This is a genomic window from Streptococcus sp. 27098_8_73, from assembly GCF_041432495.1.
Lineage (GTDB): Bacteria > Bacillota > Bacilli > Lactobacillales > Streptococcaceae > Streptococcus.
In genome coordinates this window covers 39,797-55,426 of the sequence record NZ_JAPVZT010000007.1, presented here as the reverse complement: position 1 = coordinate 55,426, position 15,630 = coordinate 39,797, and the positions used below count along the sequence as shown (strand labels likewise).

Sequence of the window (15,630 nt, the reverse complement as noted above, 5' to 3'; positions counted from 1 at the left end):
TTTCTGCAGCCATTGGCAGAATGAATGTAAAAGGAAAACAATGAAAAAAGGTGTTTTTATATCGCTAGAAGGCCCAGAAGGTGCTGGGAAAACCAGTGTTTTAGAGGCTTTGCTTCCTCAGCTGAAAGAGATGGGCTATGAGTTGCTGAAGACTAGAGAGCCTGGCGGTGTCGCTATTTCTGAAAAAATCCGTGAGGTGATTTTGGATAAGGGGCACACAGCCATGGATGCTAAGACCGAACTGCTGCTTTATATTGCCAGCCGACGTCAACATTTGGCGGAGAAGGTTCTGCCCGCCTTGGAGCAAGGGACATGGGTCTTGCAAGATCGGTTTATTGATAGCTCGGTAGCCTACCAAGGTTACGGCCGGGGCTTGGCGGTTGACGATGTTGAATGGCTCAATCAGTTTGCGACAGATGGTCTCAAGCCGGATTTGACTCTCTATTTCGATATTGATGTCAAGGAAGGTCTGGCTCGCATTGCTCGAAATAAGGAGCGCGAAGTCAATCGTTTGGATCTGGAAGGTCTCGACCTGCATGAGCGCGTGCGTCAAGGCTATCTGGCTATTTTAGAAAAGGAACCAGAACGTGTCGTCAAGATAGATGCTAGTCAGCCACTGGAGCAAGTCGTGGCCGACAGTTTGGCAGTTATTAAAGAACGTTTTATCAAAGAAAAATGACAGTAGAAGAATTACGTCAGGCCCAGCCTCAGCTTACAGAAACTTTTCAGCAAATCTTAGAAGCAAGGCGGCTCAATCATGCTTATTTATTTTCGGGGAATTTTTCTAGTTTTACCATGGCTTTGACCTTGTCCCAGAGTCTCTTTTGTGAAAATCGTCAGGGAGTTTGGCCCTGCGGTATTTGCCGGTCTTGTCGCTTGATTGAGAGTGAGGACTTTTCGGATGTGACGATTGTGCGGCCGGTGAATGGCATTATTAAAACGGAGCGCATTCGTGAGCTGGTGAGAAGTTTTTCCCAGAGCGGTATGGAGGGCAACAAACAGGTCTTTATCATCTGTGATGCAGATAAGATGCATGTCAATGCCGCTAATTCCCTCCTCAAGGTCATCGAAGAGCCCCAGAGTGAGATTTACATCTTTCTTTTAACAGCCGATGAGCATCTGATGTTGTCCACCATCAAGAGCCGAACGCAGATTTTTCACTTTCGGAAGAATCAGGTCGCTCTCCAGCACCAGCTGGAAGAGGCTGGCTTAATCAAAAGTCAGGCTGAGTTGCTGGCTACATATAGCCAGACCCAGGAAGAGGCCGATCAGTTGGCTTCCAACAAGTCTTTCTTTGAGCTGGTCAGTGAGAGTCAGCGCTTTGTTAAGGCTGCCCTGACCAATGAGAATCAGGCTTATCTCCAAGTGGCCAAGCTGGCTAAACTGGCTGAGGACAAGGATAAACAGGAGCAGGCCTTTAAAATTTTGGAGGTCTTGCTGGCCAAGGAACTTGGAAGCGAGGCAGGTCGCAAGAAACTGGAAGATCTCTTAGAAGCAAAGAAGATGTGGCGAGCCAATGTGTCTTTTCAAAATGCTCTGGAATACATGATTTTAAAAGCCAGTGCCCAAGCAAGATAGGAGCAGAAAATGAATAAAAAAGAACTATTTGATGCCTTGGATGATTTTTCTCAGACGCTTTTAGTGACCCTTGCCGAGGTAGAGGCCATCAAGAAAAATCTCAAGAGTGTCGTCGAGGAAAATATCGTCCTCCAGCTAGAAAATGATAAGCTGAGAGAGCGACTAGGTGAGGTAGAGCAAGCAGCACCGGTTAAAATCAATAAAAATCGGGACAATCTCCGCAAACTGTACTACGATGGCTTTCATGTGTGCACAGATTTCTATGGTCAACGCCGAGAAAACGATGCGGAGTGCATGTTCTGCGACGAGTTGTTATTCAGGGAGTAGAGATGCAGATTCAAAAGAGTTTTAAGGGACAGTCGCCCTACGGCAAGCTGTATTTGGTGGCGACTCCTATTGGAAATATGGATGACATGAGCATTCGCATGGTCAATACCCTCAAGGAAGTGGATGTTATTGCGGCTGAAGATACCAGAAATACAGGTCTTCTACTCAAACACTTTGGGATTGAGACTCGACAGATCAGCTTTCATGAGCACAATGCTCAAGAAAAGATACCGATCTTGCTGGACTTGCTCAAATCAGGTCAAAATCTAGCCCAGGTATCCGATGCTGGCTTGCCTAGCATTTCGGATCCGGGTCATGATTTGGTCAAGGCGGCTATTGCTGAGGACATTGCTGTGGTGACGGTTCCGGGGCCCAGTGCTGGGATTTCCGCTCTTATTGCCAGTGGTTTAGCGCCTCAGCCTCATGTTTTTTATGGTTTCTTGCCTCGTAAGTCTAGGCAACAGAAGGAATTTTTCGAGAGTAAAAAATCTTATCCAGAGACACAGATCTTTTACGAATCTCCTCACAGGGTCAAGGCTACGCTGGAAAATATGCTGGAAGTCTATGGCGACCGCTCGGTGGTCTTGGTTCGCGAGCTCACCAAAATCTACGAAGAATACCAAAGAGGAAGGATTTCTGAGTTGATAGACTATCTAGCGGAAAACTCTCTTAAGGGCGAGTGCCTCCTGATTGTGGCTGGTGCAAGTCTAGAGAAGGAAGAAAAAGCGGATGCGGATCTCTTGGCTGAAATTGACAGCTTGGTCCAATCCGGTAGCAAGAAAAATCAGGCCATCAAGGAAGTAGCTAAAAAATACGGGCGCAATAAGAGTCAGCTCTATGCCCTTTATCATGAAGAAGACAGAAACTAGTCCTATTCGACTAGTTTTTTTGTTCAAAATCCTCCTTTTGTTCGGGAATTTCCCCAAAAGAAAAATATCTTTGAAAGAATTATAGAAATTTTCTGAACATTGTGATATGATAGACAAAATACATTTTTGGAGGTAGGATATGACGATTTACAATTTTTCTGCTGGACCGGCAGTATTGCCCAAGGAAGTCTTGAAAAAAGCTCAGGCTGAGTTTTTAGACTATGCCCAAAGTGGCATGAGCGTGATGGAGCTGTCCCACCGATCCAAAGAATTTGACGATATTATCAAAGAAGCTGAGAGCTTGCTGCGTGAGCTCATGGCTATTCCGGATAATTACCGCGTACTCTTCCTGCAGGGGGGAGCTTCTACCCAGTTTAGCATGATTCCCCTTAATCTAGTTCAAGGCGGCAAGGCCTACTACATAGTAGCCGGATCTTGGGGAAAGAAAGCTTACACTGAAGCTGTCAAGCTGGCTAAGACAGTGCCTTTTGAGCCTATTCTCTTGGCCTCGTCAGAGGACTTAAATTACACGGAAATTCCTTCTTTCGATGAAAAGGAGATTGATCCGCAGGCGGCTTATGTGCATCTGACTACCAATAATACTATCGAAGGAACGGCTATCTACGACCTGCCAGCGACCAATGGCGTGCCGATTGTGGCGGACATGTCTTCTAATATCCTTGCTGCTCAATACCGAGTAGAGGATTTCGGTTTGATTTATGCTGGGGCTCAGAAGAATATCGGACCTGCCGGTGTGACAGTGGTCATCATTCGTGAGGATTTGCTCAATGATGAGCCAGTTCTATCTAGCATGTTGGACTACCGCATTCAGGCGGACAATGACTCTCTCTACAATACACCGCCTACTTTCGCTATCTATATGGCCAAGCTGGTCTTTGACTGGGTCAAGGAGCTAGGCGGCGTAGCAGAAATGGAAAAGCGTAATCGTGAAAAATCTGGCCTTTTGTACGACTTCATTGAGCAGTCTGACTTTTACCGCAGTCCAGTCCGTTATAAGGAGCAACGCTCAGTAGCCAATATTCCCTTTGTGTCTCCTAGCCCAGAGCTGGATGCCAAATTTAACAAAGAGGCTGCAGCAGCAGGATTTAAGAATATCAAGGGGCACCGCAGCGTAGGCGGCATGAGAGCTAGTCTCTACAATGCCTTTCCGCTCCAAGGTGTCAAGGACTTGATTGTCTTTATGCAGAAATTTGAAGAAGAGAATTCTTAAGGGAGGGAATCTATGGTCTTTAGTGTCAAAACCTTTAACAACATCAATCAAATCGGACTTAAGGAGCTGGGCAATGCTTTTCAGATTGACGGAGATAAGTCGGACAATCCAGATGCTTATATCCTGCGCAGTCAAAATCTGCATGGACAGGATTTTCCAAGTAATCTAAAAGCTATTGCGCGAGCAGGCGCGGGAACCAATAATATTCCGGTCGAACAGGCAACAGCTCAGGGGATTGTAGTCTTCAATACGCCAGGAGCTAATGCCAACGCGGTGAAAGAAGCTGTCTTGGCTTCCGTCCTCCTGTCAGCGCGTGACTATATCGCAGCTAACAGCTGGGCTAATGGCCTTTCTGGTGATGATGTTCCCAAGCAAGTGGAAGCTGGTAAGAAGCAGTTTGCTGGGACAGAGATTGCAGAGAAGACTTTGGGAGTCATTGGGCTTGGAGCAATCGGTGGCCGCATTGCCAACGATGCCTATCGTCTAGGAATGAATGTCCTTGGTTATGACCCTTATGTATCCATTGAAACAGCTTGGAATATTTCTAGTCATGTCAAACGGGTAGCAGACATTAAGGAAATCTTTGAGAAGAGTGATTATATCACTATCCACGTGCCCCTGACTGAGGATACACGTGCTACTTTTGATCGGGCTGCTTTTGGTCTTATGCAAAAGGGAACAACCCTTGTCAACTTTGCCCGTGGCGAGCTGGTGGACAATGCTGCCCTTTTTGAAGCTTTGGAAACAGGTGTTATCAAGCGCTATATCACAGACTTTGGTGTAGAAGAGTTGCTCCGTCATCCACAGATTACTGTCTTTCCACATCTGGGTGGCTCGACAGAGGAAGCTGAGCTCAACTGTGCCATTATGGCTGGGAAAACCATTCGACGCTTCATGGAAACAGGCGAGATTATCAACTCAGTGAATTTCCCTAATGTCCGTCAAGCTCTCTCAGCGCCTTATCGGATTACCCTGATTAACAAAAATGTACCGAATATTGTAGCTCGGATTTCAACAGCGGTCAGTGATTTGAATATCAATATTGACAATATCATCAATCGTTCCAAGGGTGATTATGCTTATACTTTGCTGGATCTGGATGAGTCGGATGAAAGCAAGATTCAGGAGCTGGTTGATAAATTTGAGAAGAGCGACAATATTGTGCGCGTGCGTCTGATTAAAAAATAATCGAAAAATAGAGGTGTTTCTTTATGGAATGCGTCTGTGCCTGCCGATGAGCATTTCGCTTGTCGGCTTTTTCTAATGAGTCTCGGCTTGACAAGAAGGAGCTAGCTGGGCTATCATAGGGACGGAGGAAAAACAATGTTACAATTTATTGAATACCCAAAATGCTCTACCTGCCGTAAGGCCAAGGCTGAGCTTAATCAATTAGGAGTAGACTTTGAAGCGGTGGATATTGTCAAGGAAACGCCTAGCCAAGAGCAACTTTTGCAATGGATGACTCATTCAGATTTGGAGATTAAGTCTTTCTTTAATACTAGTGGTATCAAGTACCGAGAATTGGGGCTCAAGGATAAGGTGCCTCAGTTTTCTGCTGAGGAGGCAGCCGCACTTTTGGCGACAGACGGCATGCTGATTAAGCGACCACTGCTAGTCCAAGATGATCGGATTGTGCAAGTTGGCTATCGGACCGAATATAAGGAATTAAACCTTTAATCAAAGATGGGAAATTTCCTGTCTTTTTATATTTTCTTGAAACTATTAAATTTAGTTAATCCATAGAGGCGCAGTATTTGATATGATTTCTAAGAAAGTCCCAATCAAAATCCTATAAAAGTTCTTCTTTTTATGAGAAAATAGAGGAAAAGATTGGAGGGATGTTTATGGCAGAAATTTATCTAGCAGGCGGCTGTTTCTGGGGTTTGGAGGAATATTTTTCTCGGATTGAAGGCGTTGAGGAGACGACAGTAGGCTATGCCAATGGACAAGTAGAGTCCACCAACTACCAGCTCATTCACCAGACCGACCATGCGGAGACGGTGCACTTGATTTATGACGAAGAAAAAATCAGCCTGCGGGAAATTTTGCTCTACTATTTCCGAGTCATTGACCCCTTATCCATCAACAAACAGGGGAATGATATTGGCCGTCAGTATCGGACAGGTGTTTACTATGTCCGTGAGGAAGATCGCGCCACTATCGAGCAGGTTTTTGCTGAGCAGGAGGAGCAATTAGGGCAAAACTTGGCTGTAGAGCTAGAGCCCTTGCGCCATTATATCTTGGCCGAGGATTATCATCAGGATTATCTCAAGAAAAATCCGACGGGTTATTGCCATATCAATGTCAAGGATGCTGAGCAGCCTTTGGTCGATGCGGGCCATTATCCTAAGCCTAGCCAGCAGCAACTCAAAGCAGTGCTAAGTGAGGAGCAGTATCAGGTGACCCAGCAGAGCGCAACGGAGCGCCCCTTCCATAATGCTTACAATAGCACTTTTGAGGCAGGGATTTATGTTGATGTGACAACTGGCGAACCACTCTTTTTTGCGGCTGACAAGTTTGAGTCTGGCTGCGGCTGGCCGAGCTTTGCTCGTCCTATCGCTCGCGAGGTTATCAAGTATTATCAAGATTTGAGTCATGGCATGGAGCGAATCGAAGTGCGGAGTCGCTCAGGAAATGCCCATCTGGGTCATGTTTTTACCGACGGTCCGCAGGAATTAGGCGGCCTGCGCTACTGCATCAACTCAGCAGCTCTGCGCTTTATTCCTAAAGAGCAAATGGAAGAGGAAGGCTACGGCTACCTGCTATCCTATATGGACTAATACTCACTTTGGTCGCTTGTCAACCTTTTCAAAATCTAGCTAAACTAGACAGAAATAATCAGCCAATTTCCTCTTTTTTAACGCTCCAAGCATTTATATATGTAAATACCATAGAAAAGTGTATAATGGTTAGGAAAAGATAAATGTTATGGAAGGAATGTAAAATGGAGAAATTGGATATTACTACAATGTCTGATTATAAAAAGGTAGAAGCTGTTATTCAATTACTAATCGATGGAGTTTTGACCAGCTATCGTGTGGCGACAGATGCCAACATCAGCAAAATGAGCATCTTGACACTTGTCAAAGGTAGCAGCAAAATTAAAAATATTACTTATCAAACGGCTATTGCTCTGATTAATTGGTACGAAGAAAATCATGAAAAATACGGCATTACTATTCAATAAGTAGCCGATTTTACAGGGAAATATATATAACTAGAATTCTATGAGTGCTTGCTTGTGGGATTCTTTTACTGAAGGAAAGAATGGCCTTTCCATTATTGCAGGAAAGGCAAAAATTTCATATAATGGAAATAAGAAAAATGAGCGTAGGAATGTCTGCTGGTTGTAGCAGCCCGCTAAATTTTTTATAAGGAGAATTCAATGTCACAATTATCTGTTAATGCCATTCGCTTTTTAGGAATTGACGCGATTGAAAAGTCTAAGTCAGGCCACCCTGGTGTCGTGATGGGCGCTGCGCCGATGGCTTACGACCTATTTACCAAACAACTGCGTATCAATCCAGAAGAGCCAAATTGGATTAACCGCGATCGCTTCGTTCTGTCTGCAGGACACGGCTCTATGTTGCTTTATGCCTTGCTCCATCTGTCTGGCTTTAAAGATGTCAGCATGGAGGAAATCAAAAACTTCCGCCAATGGGGTTCTAAGACACCAGGTCACCCAGAGTTTGGTCATACAGCTGGAGTTGATGCGACGACTGGACCATTGGGACAAGGGATTTCTACAGCGACTGGTTTTGCTCAGGCAGAGCGTTTCTTGGCTGCCAAGTATAACCGTGAAGGCTATCCGATTTTCGACCATTACACTTATGTCATCTGTGGTGATGGCGATTTGATGGAGGGGGTTTCAGCTGAGGCGGCTTCTTACGCTGGCCTGCAAAAGCTAGACAAGCTGGTTGTTCTCTACGATTCAAATGATATCAACTTGGACGGGGAAACCAAGGATTCCTTTACAGAAAATGTTCGTGCCCGCTATGAAGCTTACGGCTGGCACACTGCCTTGGTAGAAGATGGAACGGATCTTGCTGCGATTGATGCAGCTATCAATGAAGCGAAAGCTTCCGGTAAGCCATCTTTGATTGAAGTTAAGACGGTTATCGGTTACGGTTCTCCAAACAAGCAAGGAACGAATGCAGTGCACGGTGCGCCTCTAGGAGCAGAAGAAGCAGAAGCTACTCGTAAAGCCTTGGGCTGGGACTATGCGCCATTTGAGATTCCTGAGGAAGTCTATGCTGACTACCGTACAAATGTAGCAGAGCGTGGTGCCGCAGCATACGATGCTTGGAAACAGCTAGTAGAGGAATACAAGCAAGCTCATCCAGAATTGGCGTCAGAAGTAGCGGCTATCATCGCTGGTCAGGATCCAGTAGAGATCAAGCCAGAAGATTTCCCAGTGCTTGAAAATGGCTTCTCTCAAGCGACCCGTAATTCTAGTCAGGATGCCCTCAATGCAGCAGCTAAGGTGCTTCCAACTTTCCTTGGCGGTTCTGCTGACTTGGCTCACTCTAATATGACCTACATCAAGGAAGACGGCTTGCAGGATGATGCCCACCGTCTCAACCGCAATATCCAATTTGGTGTGCGCGAGTTTGCTATGGGTACGATTCTTAACGGTATGGCGCTTCATGGTGGTCTTCGCGTCTACGGTGGTACCTTCTTCGTATTCTCAGACTATGTTAAGGCAGCTGTTCGTTTGTCTGCCCTGCAAGGCTTGCCAGTGACTTATGTCTTCACGCATGACTCAATTGCAGTTGGTGAAGATGGCCCAACGCACGAGCCGATTGAGCATTTGGCTGGTCTGCGTGCCATTCCAAACCTGACTGTTTTCCGCCCAGCAGATGCGCGTGAAACTCAGGCAGCTTGGTACCTGGCCCTTAAGAGCCAATCGACTCCGACTGCTCTGGTCTTGACCCGTCAAAATCTGACAGTTGAAGAAGGCACAGACTTTGACAAGGTAGCTAAAGGTGCTTATGTGGTCTATGAAACAGGAGCAGATTTCGATACCATTTTGCTGGCTTCTGGTTCTGAGGTTAATTTGGCTGTTGCAGCTGCTAAAGCATTGGCAGCAGAAGGCGCTAAAATCCGCGTGGTCAGCGTGCCATCAACAGAGCTTTTTGACGCTCAAGATGCAGCCTACAAAGAAGAAATTCTGCCAAATGCAGTTCGTCGCCGTGTAGCCATCGAGATGGCAGCTAGCCAGCCTTGGTACAAGTATGTTGGTCTTGACGGTGCAGTTATCGGAATTGACCAGTTCGGTGCATCTGCTCCAGCAAGCAAGATTCTGGAAGAATACGGCTTTACAATTGAGCACGTAGCAGAAGTTGTTAAAAATCTTAAATAAATGACATAGAGGCTGGGACAAAAGTCCTAGCCTCTCAATTGTCTTTGGATTGTCGAGCAAGACGCAGTGGTTGAGTGGGCTCTACTACGCTGATTTCATCAGCTTTTACAGCCCTACTCAACTGTGCGGAGGTGGGACGACGAAATCGAATTCTAACGAATGACCGATTTCTGTCCCACTCTCTTTTGGAAATCATTTTCCTGCCTTGTCAAAATTGCCAAAATCTGCTATAGTAATTAGTAGATGAATTCCAAAGGAGAAGAGAAATGAATCCAACAATGATGATTATTTTTTTTGTTGTACTAGTAGGAATGATGTATTTCCAAGTACGGACACAGAAAAAGCAAGCTGAAAAACGGATGGAAAGCCTTAATAAACTGCAAAAAGGCTATGAAGTCATTACCATTGGTGGCCTTTACGGAACTGTTGACGAAGTTGATTCAGAGCGTAAGACTGTTGTCTTGGACGTAGACGGTGTTTTCTTGACATTTGAATTGGCAGCCATTAAGACGGTTTTGCCATTGACAGAAGGCATCCCAGCTGCTACGGGAGTGGAAGGCGATATCGCTGTGTCTGATGAAGATACTGCAATTGAAGAATAGGATATAGGGCAGTCGAGAGGCTGTCTTTTTTATTTTAAGGACATTTTGTAAGCTCATCTTTTACAATATTATAGTTGCACAACACTAGCGAAACCTGCCTGCATATACTACTAACTATTTATCATCAGCTCTCCTGCCCACATTTAAAGGATTTATGATATAATGAAATGATAAAACTTTAAATAGGATAAAAAATATGTTTAGTTTTAAGAAAAAAGAAAAGCTCGATGAGGCCTTGCTTGTTCCCAAGCATATAGGGATTATCATGGATGGCAATGGTCGTTGGGCAAAAAAACGCATGCAGCCACGTGTCTTCGGTCATAAGGCAGGTATGGAAGCCTTGCAAGAGGTAACGATTGCAGCCAAGGAGATGGGCGTGCAGGTCTTGACAGTCTATGCCTTTTCAACGGAAAACTGGACGCGACCAGAAAAAGAAGTGTCCTTCATTATGAATCTGCCGGTTGAGTTTTATGACCGCTATGTGCCAGAATTACACAGAAACAATGTAAAAATTCAAATGATTGGCGACACGAAGCGACTTCCTAAAGCAACCTTTGAGGCCTTGGAGAAGGCTGAGGAGCTGACTCGCTTGAATACGGGGTTGATTTTGAATTTCGCCCTGAACTATGGCGGCCGAGCTGAAATCAATCAAGCGGTTCAGAAGCTTGCCCAAGATGTTTTAGAAGCGAAAGTCCAACCAGCGGATATTACAGAGGAAATGCTTGGAGCTTATCTCTACACCAGCAGTCTGCCTGCAAGCTTGCGAGATCCTGACTTGGTTATTCGTACGAGTGGCGAGCTGCGCCTTAGCAATTTCCTCCCTTGGCAGACAGCTTATAGCGAGTTGTACTTTACAGATATTCTTTGGCCGGATTTCGATGAGAAGGCTTTGAAGGATGCGGTTGTAGAGTATAATCGTCGTAATCGACGCTTTGGCGGTGTATAAAGGAGGGAGAAAAAGATGAGTTTAGATTTACAAAGACGTCTTCTTTTTGGAGGAATTGCTCTAGTTATTTTTATTCCTCTAGTGAAGATGGGAGGAATTCCCTTCCAGATCAGTGTAGGCCTTCTAGCTATGCTAGCAGTGAATGAATTGCTTAAGATGAAGGGGCTTCCGACAGCGACCTTAGAGGGCGGATTGGCTATGCTGGCAGCTTTTGTCTTGACCCTGCCACTTGAGAATTACTTGAAGTTTTTGCCCGTGGACGGCAATGTGATGGCTTATGGCTTGGTCGTTTTCGTCTTGCTAGGAGCGACTGTTTTAGGTTCCTCTTATAGTTTTGAAGATGCGGCTTATCCGATTGCTTCTAGTTTTTATGTTGGTCTAGGTTTTAATGCTTTGATCGATGCCCGTTTGGTGAATGTAGACAAGGTTTTGCTGGCCCTCTTTATCGTCTGGGCCACAGACAGTGGAGCCTATCTGGTCGGTACTCGCTACGGGCGTAGAAAATTATTGCCAAAGGTATCGCCAAATAAAACTATTGAAGGCAGTTTAGGAGGCATTATCTCAGCGGTGTTGGTTTCGGCGATTTTTATGTCTGTTCGTCCGCAAGTTGCCACTCCGTATAGCTTTGTGACCATGTTGCTCTTGACCGTTATCTTTAGTATTGCTGGCCAATTTGGCGACTTGGTAGAGAGCGCCATCAAGCGTCACTTCGGTGTCAAAGACTCAGGGAAGTTTATTCCGGGTCACGGCGGTGTTTTGGATCGCTTTGATAGCTTGCTTTTTGTCTTTCCACTGATGCACCTCTTTGGCCTGTTCTAAGGAGTTTGGTGGCCAAGCAACCTAAAGCCTTCTTGGCTTAATGAACAATCTTAAGAGAAAGATTACACTTATGCAGATTATTACATTTATTATTATTTTTGGGATCATCGTGGTGGTTCATGAGTTTGGACATTTCTACTTTGCCAAAAAATCAGGCATTCTAGTTCGTGAGTTTGCCATTGGGATGGGCCCGAAAATCTTTGCTCATATTGGCAAGGACGGAACAGCCTACACGATTCGGATTCTGCCGCTGGGAGGCTATGTTCGAATGGCAGGATGGGGCGAAGATACGACAGAGATTAAGACAGGAACGCCTGTCAGTCTGACTTTGAACCCTGAGGGAACTGTTGTTCGGATCAACCTTTCGGGAAAAAATATCGACCAGACAGCTCTCCCCATGAATGTCACAGATTTTGATTTTGAGGATAAACTTCAGATTACAGGAATCGTCATCGAAGAGACCAAAACCTATCCTGTCCACCATGATGCAACCATCGTTGAGGAAGATGGGACAGAAGTACGGATTGCCCCTCTGGATGTGCAGTATCAAAACGCTAGTATTTGGGGACGACTCATTACCAACTTTGCGGGTCCCATGAATAACTTTATCTTGAGTATTGTCGTCTACTCTCTCCTAGCCTTTATGCGAGGAGGAGCAGTGGACTACTATAGCAACCATGTTCAGGTCGTTCCTCAAGGAGTGGTGGCTAAGGCTGGTTTGAAAGACAATGACCAGATCGTTCAGATCAATGAATACAAGGTTTCCAACTGGGATGAGTTGACAGATTCTGTCCAGAAGGCCACCCGTGATCAAGGAAAAAATCCAGAAGTAACGATTACCTATGAACGAGACGGGAAGACTCAAAAAGTGACGGTCCAACCAGAAGAAGATGGTGGACGCTATTATATCGGTGTGACCAATGCTGTGAAGACGGGCTTCCTCGATAAGCTTCTGTCAGGTGTAACAGATACTTGGTACACAGCAACTCGTATCTTAACGGCCTTGAAGGATATTATCTTCCACTTTAGTTTGAACAAGTTGGGTGGTCCGGTTGCAATTTACAAAGCGAGTTCGCAAGCGGCGGAGCTTGGACTTCCAGCTATCCTGTCCTTGATGGCCATGTTGTCCATCAATATCGGAATCTTTAACTTGATCCCCATTCCGGCCTTGGATGGTGGAAAAATCTTGATCAATTTGATCGAGCTGGTTCGTCGGAAACCACTCAAGCAGGAGGTAGAGACCTACTTGACCCTTGCTGGAGTGGCGGTCATGGTTATCTTGATGATTGCCGTTACTTGGAACGATATTATGAAATTATTTTTGAAATAGAAAAGGAATGAATCTGAATGAAACAAAGTAAAATGCTTATTCCAACACTTCGCGAAATGCCAAGTGATGCGCAGGTCATCAGCCACGCTTTGATGCTCCGTGCGGGTTATGTTCGTCAAGTATCAGCAGGTGTCTATTCTTACTTGCCACTTGCTAACCGTGTTATCGAAAAAGCTAAGAAGATCATGCGCCAAGAATTTGACAAGATTGGTGCGGTTGAGATGTTGGCTCCAGCTCTTCTCAGTGCGGACCTTTGGCGCGAATCTGGCCGTTATGAAACTTACGGCGAAGACCTTTATAAACTAAAAAATCGTGAGAAGTCAGACTTTATCTTGGGTCCTACACACGAAGAGACCTTCACTTCCATTGTCCGTGACTCTGTTAAATCTTACAAGCAATTACCGCTCAACCTTTATCAAATCCAGCCTAAGTACCGTGATGAAAAACGTCCACGTAATGGACTTCTTCGTACCCGTGAATTTATCATGAAAGACGGCTATAGTTTCCATGCTAACTATGATAGTTTGGATGTAACTTATGATGAGTACAAATCTGCTTATGAGAAAATCTTCACTCGCAGCGAACTAGATTTCAAAGCCATTATCGGTGACGGTGGCGCTATGGGGGGTAAGGATAGTCAGGAATTTATGGCTATCACACCTGCTCGTACAGATCTTGACCGTTGGGTGGTTTTGGACAAGTCGGTTGCCTCATTTGATGAAATTCCTGCAGAAGTGCAAGAAGAAATCAAGGCAGAATTGCTCAAGTGGATGGTTTCTGGGGAAGATACCATTGCCTACTCAAGTGAGTCTAGCTATGCAGCCAACCTAGAAATGGCAACCAATGCTTACAAACCAAACAAAAAAGTAGTGACTGAAGCAGAGTTGGTGCGTGTGGAAACACCTGACTGCAAGACTATTGACGAGGTGGCAGCTTTCCTACAAGTTGATACAGAAGAAACAATCAAGACCTTGGTTTACATGGCTGATGAAAAGCCTGTCGTAGCCCTCCTTGTCGGCAATGACCAACTCAACGAAGTTAAGCTGAAAAACCATTTGGGTGCAGATTTCTTTGAAGTCGCTAGTGAAGAGGATGTTCGTCATCTCTTGGGCGCAGGCTTTGGTTCACTAGGACCAGTCAATCTGCCAGAAGATGTGACCATTATCGCAGACCGTAGAGTCCAAGACCTTTCTAACGCCGTAGCTGGAGCCAATGAAGATGGCTACCACTTGACTGGTGTTAATCCAGGCCGTGACTTTAGCCCAGAGTATGTGGATATCCGAGAAGTTCGTGAAGGTGAAATTTCGCCGGATGGCCAAGGCATCCTTAAGTTTGCTCGTGGTATTGAGATTGGACATATCTTTAAGCTGGGAACTCGCTACTCTGACAGCATGAATGCTAATGTATTGGACGAAAATGGCCGAGCAGTACCGATGATTATGGGTTGCTACGGTATCGGTGTTAGCCGTCTCCTCTCTGCTGTTATGGAGCAACACGCTCGTCTCTTTGTCAATAAAACTCCTAAGGGTGAATTCCGCTATGCTTGGGGCATCAACTTCCCGAAAGAGCTAGCACCATTTGATGTGCACCTGATTCCAGTCAATGTCAAGGACGAGGAAGCTCTGACTCTGACGGATCAAATCGAGGCTAACTTGCTAAACGCTGGTTATGAAGTTCTGGTGGATGATCGCAATGAGCGCGCTGGTGTTAAGTTTAGCGACAGCGATTTGATTGGTCTCCCAATCCGCGTGACAGTTGGTAAGAAAGCCGCGGAGGGAATCGTCGAAGTCAAGATTAAGGCTACGGGCGATACCATTGAAGTCCACGCTGATAATCTGCTGGAAACTCTGTCTATTTTGACAAAATAAAACAAGAGTCTAGGACAAAAGTCCTAGCCTCTCAATTGTCTTTGGATTGTCGAGCAAGACGCAGTGGTTGAGTGGGCTCTACTAGGCTGATTTCATCAGCTTTTACAGCCCTACTCAACTGTGCGGAGGTGGGACGACGAAATCGAAGTCTAACCAATTACCGATTTCTGTCCCACTCTCTTTCTTTTGCTTATTGGCCTTGAAAATGCTATAGTAGGGAAAATGGATTGGAGGATCGAAATATGGGATTATTCAGTGGTTTATTGGGCAATGCTTCTCAGAAAGATATTGAAAAAACAGAAAGAGAATTGGAGAATATTCTGACGCCAGCAGAAAATGTGGAGTTGGCTTTCAGTCTTATTCGTGACTTGATTGTCTTTACAGATAAGCGGTTGATCTTGGTGAATAAGCAGGGAGTGACAGGCAAGAAAACGGCTTATAAGTCTTATCCTTATCGCTCCATTTCTCGCTTTTCAGTGGAAACGGCTGGTCACTTTGACCTGGACGCTGAACTGAAAATCTGGGTTTCCAGTGCTGAGGAACCAGCCGAAAACCTAACTTTCCGAAGTGATAAAAGTGTCATTGCCATCCAAAAAGCGCTGGCAGAAGCAGTGTTAAGGTAAAACTCTAGGCTTTCTTGTAATATGAACAAAGAGCGGACAAGCTTGTCTGGCTCTTTTTCTATCGAAAAAAGTGCT

16 protein-coding genes are annotated in these 15,630 nt (G+C 45.3%); all 16 read left to right on the top strand.

Features of this window, described 5'->3' with window-relative positions:
* Window positions 1-40: 40 nt before the first annotated feature.
* The 16 genes from tmk to O3651_RS06185 all read left to right on the top strand — a co-directional run bounded on the left by tmk (window position 41) and on the right by O3651_RS06185 (window position 15,555).
* A complete protein-coding gene (gene tmk, locus O3651_RS06260) occupies window positions 41-679 on the top strand; it encodes a dTMP kinase (protein WP_125390289.1) in 639 nt (212 codons plus the stop codon).
* Window positions 676-1,578 carry a DNA polymerase III subunit delta' gene (locus tag O3651_RS06255; RefSeq protein WP_371609915.1) on the top strand — a complete coding sequence of 301 codons (903 nt, stop codon included), beginning with the start codon at window positions 676-678 and terminating at the stop codon, window positions 1,576-1,578. The genes tmk and O3651_RS06255 overlap by 4 nt, the downstream gene beginning before the upstream one ends.
* A 9-nt stretch (window positions 1,579-1,587) precedes the next feature.
* Complete coding sequence (yabA, locus tag O3651_RS06250) at window positions 1,588-1,905, top strand: DNA replication initiation control protein YabA (RefSeq protein ID WP_005591852.1); 318 nt, start codon at window positions 1,588-1,590, stop codon at window positions 1,903-1,905.
* Between the two features lie 2 nt (window positions 1,906-1,907).
* Entirely contained in the window at window positions 1,908-2,774 is an 867-nt protein-coding gene (gene rsmI, locus O3651_RS06245) for a 16S rRNA (cytidine(1402)-2'-O)-methyltransferase (RefSeq protein WP_371609914.1), read from the top strand.
* 139 nt (window positions 2,775-2,913) lie between these two features.
* A complete protein-coding gene (gene serC / locus O3651_RS06240; protein ID WP_371609913.1) occupies window positions 2,914-4,005 on the top strand; it encodes a 3-phosphoserine/phosphohydroxythreonine transaminase in 1,092 nt (363 codons plus the stop codon).
* A gap of 12 nt (window positions 4,006-4,017) precedes the next feature.
* Window positions 4,018-5,193 (top strand): 3-phosphoglycerate dehydrogenase family protein, encoded by a 1,176-nt coding sequence (locus O3651_RS06235; protein WP_371609912.1) that lies wholly within the window; start codon window positions 4,018-4,020, stop codon window positions 5,191-5,193.
* Between the two features lie 135 nt (window positions 5,194-5,328).
* A complete protein-coding gene (locus O3651_RS06230) occupies window positions 5,329-5,682 on the top strand; it encodes an arsenate reductase family protein (RefSeq protein WP_061909788.1) in 354 nt (117 codons plus the stop codon).
* 167 nt (window positions 5,683-5,849) lie between these two features.
* Window positions 5,850-6,785 carry a peptide-methionine (R)-S-oxide reductase MsrB gene (gene msrB, locus O3651_RS06225; RefSeq protein WP_371609911.1) on the top strand — a complete coding sequence of 312 codons (936 nt, stop codon included), beginning with the start codon at window positions 5,850-5,852 and terminating at the stop codon, window positions 6,783-6,785.
* A 164-nt stretch (window positions 6,786-6,949) separates the two neighbouring features.
* On the top strand, window positions 6,950-7,192 hold the full coding sequence (locus tag O3651_RS06220) for a hypothetical protein (RefSeq protein ID WP_005592291.1): 243 nt from the start codon (window positions 6,950-6,952) through the stop codon (window positions 7,190-7,192).
* Between the two features lie 198 nt (window positions 7,193-7,390).
* On the top strand, window positions 7,391-9,367 hold the full coding sequence (gene tkt / locus O3651_RS06215; protein WP_371609910.1) for a transketolase: 1,977 nt from the start codon (window positions 7,391-7,393) through the stop codon (window positions 9,365-9,367).
* Window positions 9,368-9,633: 266 nt separating this feature from the next.
* Window positions 9,634-9,969 (top strand): preprotein translocase subunit YajC, encoded by a 336-nt coding sequence (gene yajC / locus O3651_RS06210; RefSeq protein WP_125372110.1) that lies wholly within the window; start codon window positions 9,634-9,636, stop codon window positions 9,967-9,969.
* Between the two features lie 196 nt (window positions 9,970-10,165).
* On the top strand, window positions 10,166-10,915 hold the full coding sequence (locus tag O3651_RS06205; protein WP_371609909.1) for an isoprenyl transferase: 750 nt from the start codon (window positions 10,166-10,168) through the stop codon (window positions 10,913-10,915).
* Window positions 10,916-10,930: 15 nt separating this feature from the next.
* Window positions 10,931-11,734: a phosphatidate cytidylyltransferase gene (locus O3651_RS06200; RefSeq protein WP_371609908.1), complete on the top strand. Its 804-nt coding sequence runs from the start codon at window positions 10,931-10,933 to the stop codon at window positions 11,732-11,734.
* A gap of 70 nt (window positions 11,735-11,804) precedes the next feature.
* On the top strand, window positions 11,805-13,064 hold the full coding sequence (gene rseP, locus O3651_RS06195) for an RIP metalloprotease RseP (protein WP_371609907.1): 1,260 nt from the start codon (window positions 11,805-11,807) through the stop codon (window positions 13,062-13,064).
* A 17-nt stretch (window positions 13,065-13,081) separates the two neighbouring features.
* Window positions 13,082-14,932: a proline--tRNA ligase gene (locus tag O3651_RS06190; protein ID WP_371609906.1), complete on the top strand. Its 1,851-nt coding sequence runs from the start codon at window positions 13,082-13,084 to the stop codon at window positions 14,930-14,932.
* A 242-nt stretch (window positions 14,933-15,174) separates the two neighbouring features.
* Window positions 15,175-15,555: a PH domain-containing protein gene (locus tag O3651_RS06185; protein WP_371609905.1), complete on the top strand. Its 381-nt coding sequence runs from the start codon at window positions 15,175-15,177 to the stop codon at window positions 15,553-15,555.
* Window positions 15,556-15,630 lie beyond the last annotated feature (75 nt).

Coding starts and splice junctions, on each gene's coding strand:
- tmk (WP_125390289.1), top strand. CDS start 41: ATGAAAAAAGGTGTTTTTATATCGCTAGAAGGCCCAGAAGGTGCTGGG.
- O3651_RS06255 (WP_371609915.1), top strand. CDS start 676: ATGACAGTAGAAGAATTACGTCAGGCCCAGCCTCAGCTTACAGAAACT.
- yabA (WP_005591852.1), top strand. CDS start 1,588: ATGAATAAAAAAGAACTATTTGATGCCTTGGATGATTTTTCTCAGACG.
- rsmI (WP_371609914.1), top strand. CDS start 1,908: ATGCAGATTCAAAAGAGTTTTAAGGGACAGTCGCCCTACGGCAAGCTG.
- serC (WP_371609913.1), top strand. CDS start 2,914: ATGACGATTTACAATTTTTCTGCTGGACCGGCAGTATTGCCCAAGGAA.
- O3651_RS06235 (WP_371609912.1), top strand. CDS start 4,018: ATGGTCTTTAGTGTCAAAACCTTTAACAACATCAATCAAATCGGACTT.
- O3651_RS06230 (WP_061909788.1), top strand. CDS start 5,329: ATGTTACAATTTATTGAATACCCAAAATGCTCTACCTGCCGTAAGGCC.
- msrB (WP_371609911.1), top strand. CDS start 5,850: ATGGCAGAAATTTATCTAGCAGGCGGCTGTTTCTGGGGTTTGGAGGAA.
- O3651_RS06220 (WP_005592291.1), top strand. CDS start 6,950: ATGGAGAAATTGGATATTACTACAATGTCTGATTATAAAAAGGTAGAA.
- tkt (WP_371609910.1), top strand. CDS start 7,391: ATGTCACAATTATCTGTTAATGCCATTCGCTTTTTAGGAATTGACGCG.
- yajC (WP_125372110.1), top strand. CDS start 9,634: ATGAATCCAACAATGATGATTATTTTTTTTGTTGTACTAGTAGGAATG.
- O3651_RS06205 (WP_371609909.1), top strand. CDS start 10,166: ATGTTTAGTTTTAAGAAAAAAGAAAAGCTCGATGAGGCCTTGCTTGTT.
- O3651_RS06200 (WP_371609908.1), top strand. CDS start 10,931: ATGAGTTTAGATTTACAAAGACGTCTTCTTTTTGGAGGAATTGCTCTA.
- rseP (WP_371609907.1), top strand. CDS start 11,805: ATGCAGATTATTACATTTATTATTATTTTTGGGATCATCGTGGTGGTT.
- O3651_RS06190 (WP_371609906.1), top strand. CDS start 13,082: ATGAAACAAAGTAAAATGCTTATTCCAACACTTCGCGAAATGCCAAGT.
- O3651_RS06185 (WP_371609905.1), top strand. CDS start 15,175: ATGGGATTATTCAGTGGTTTATTGGGCAATGCTTCTCAGAAAGATATT.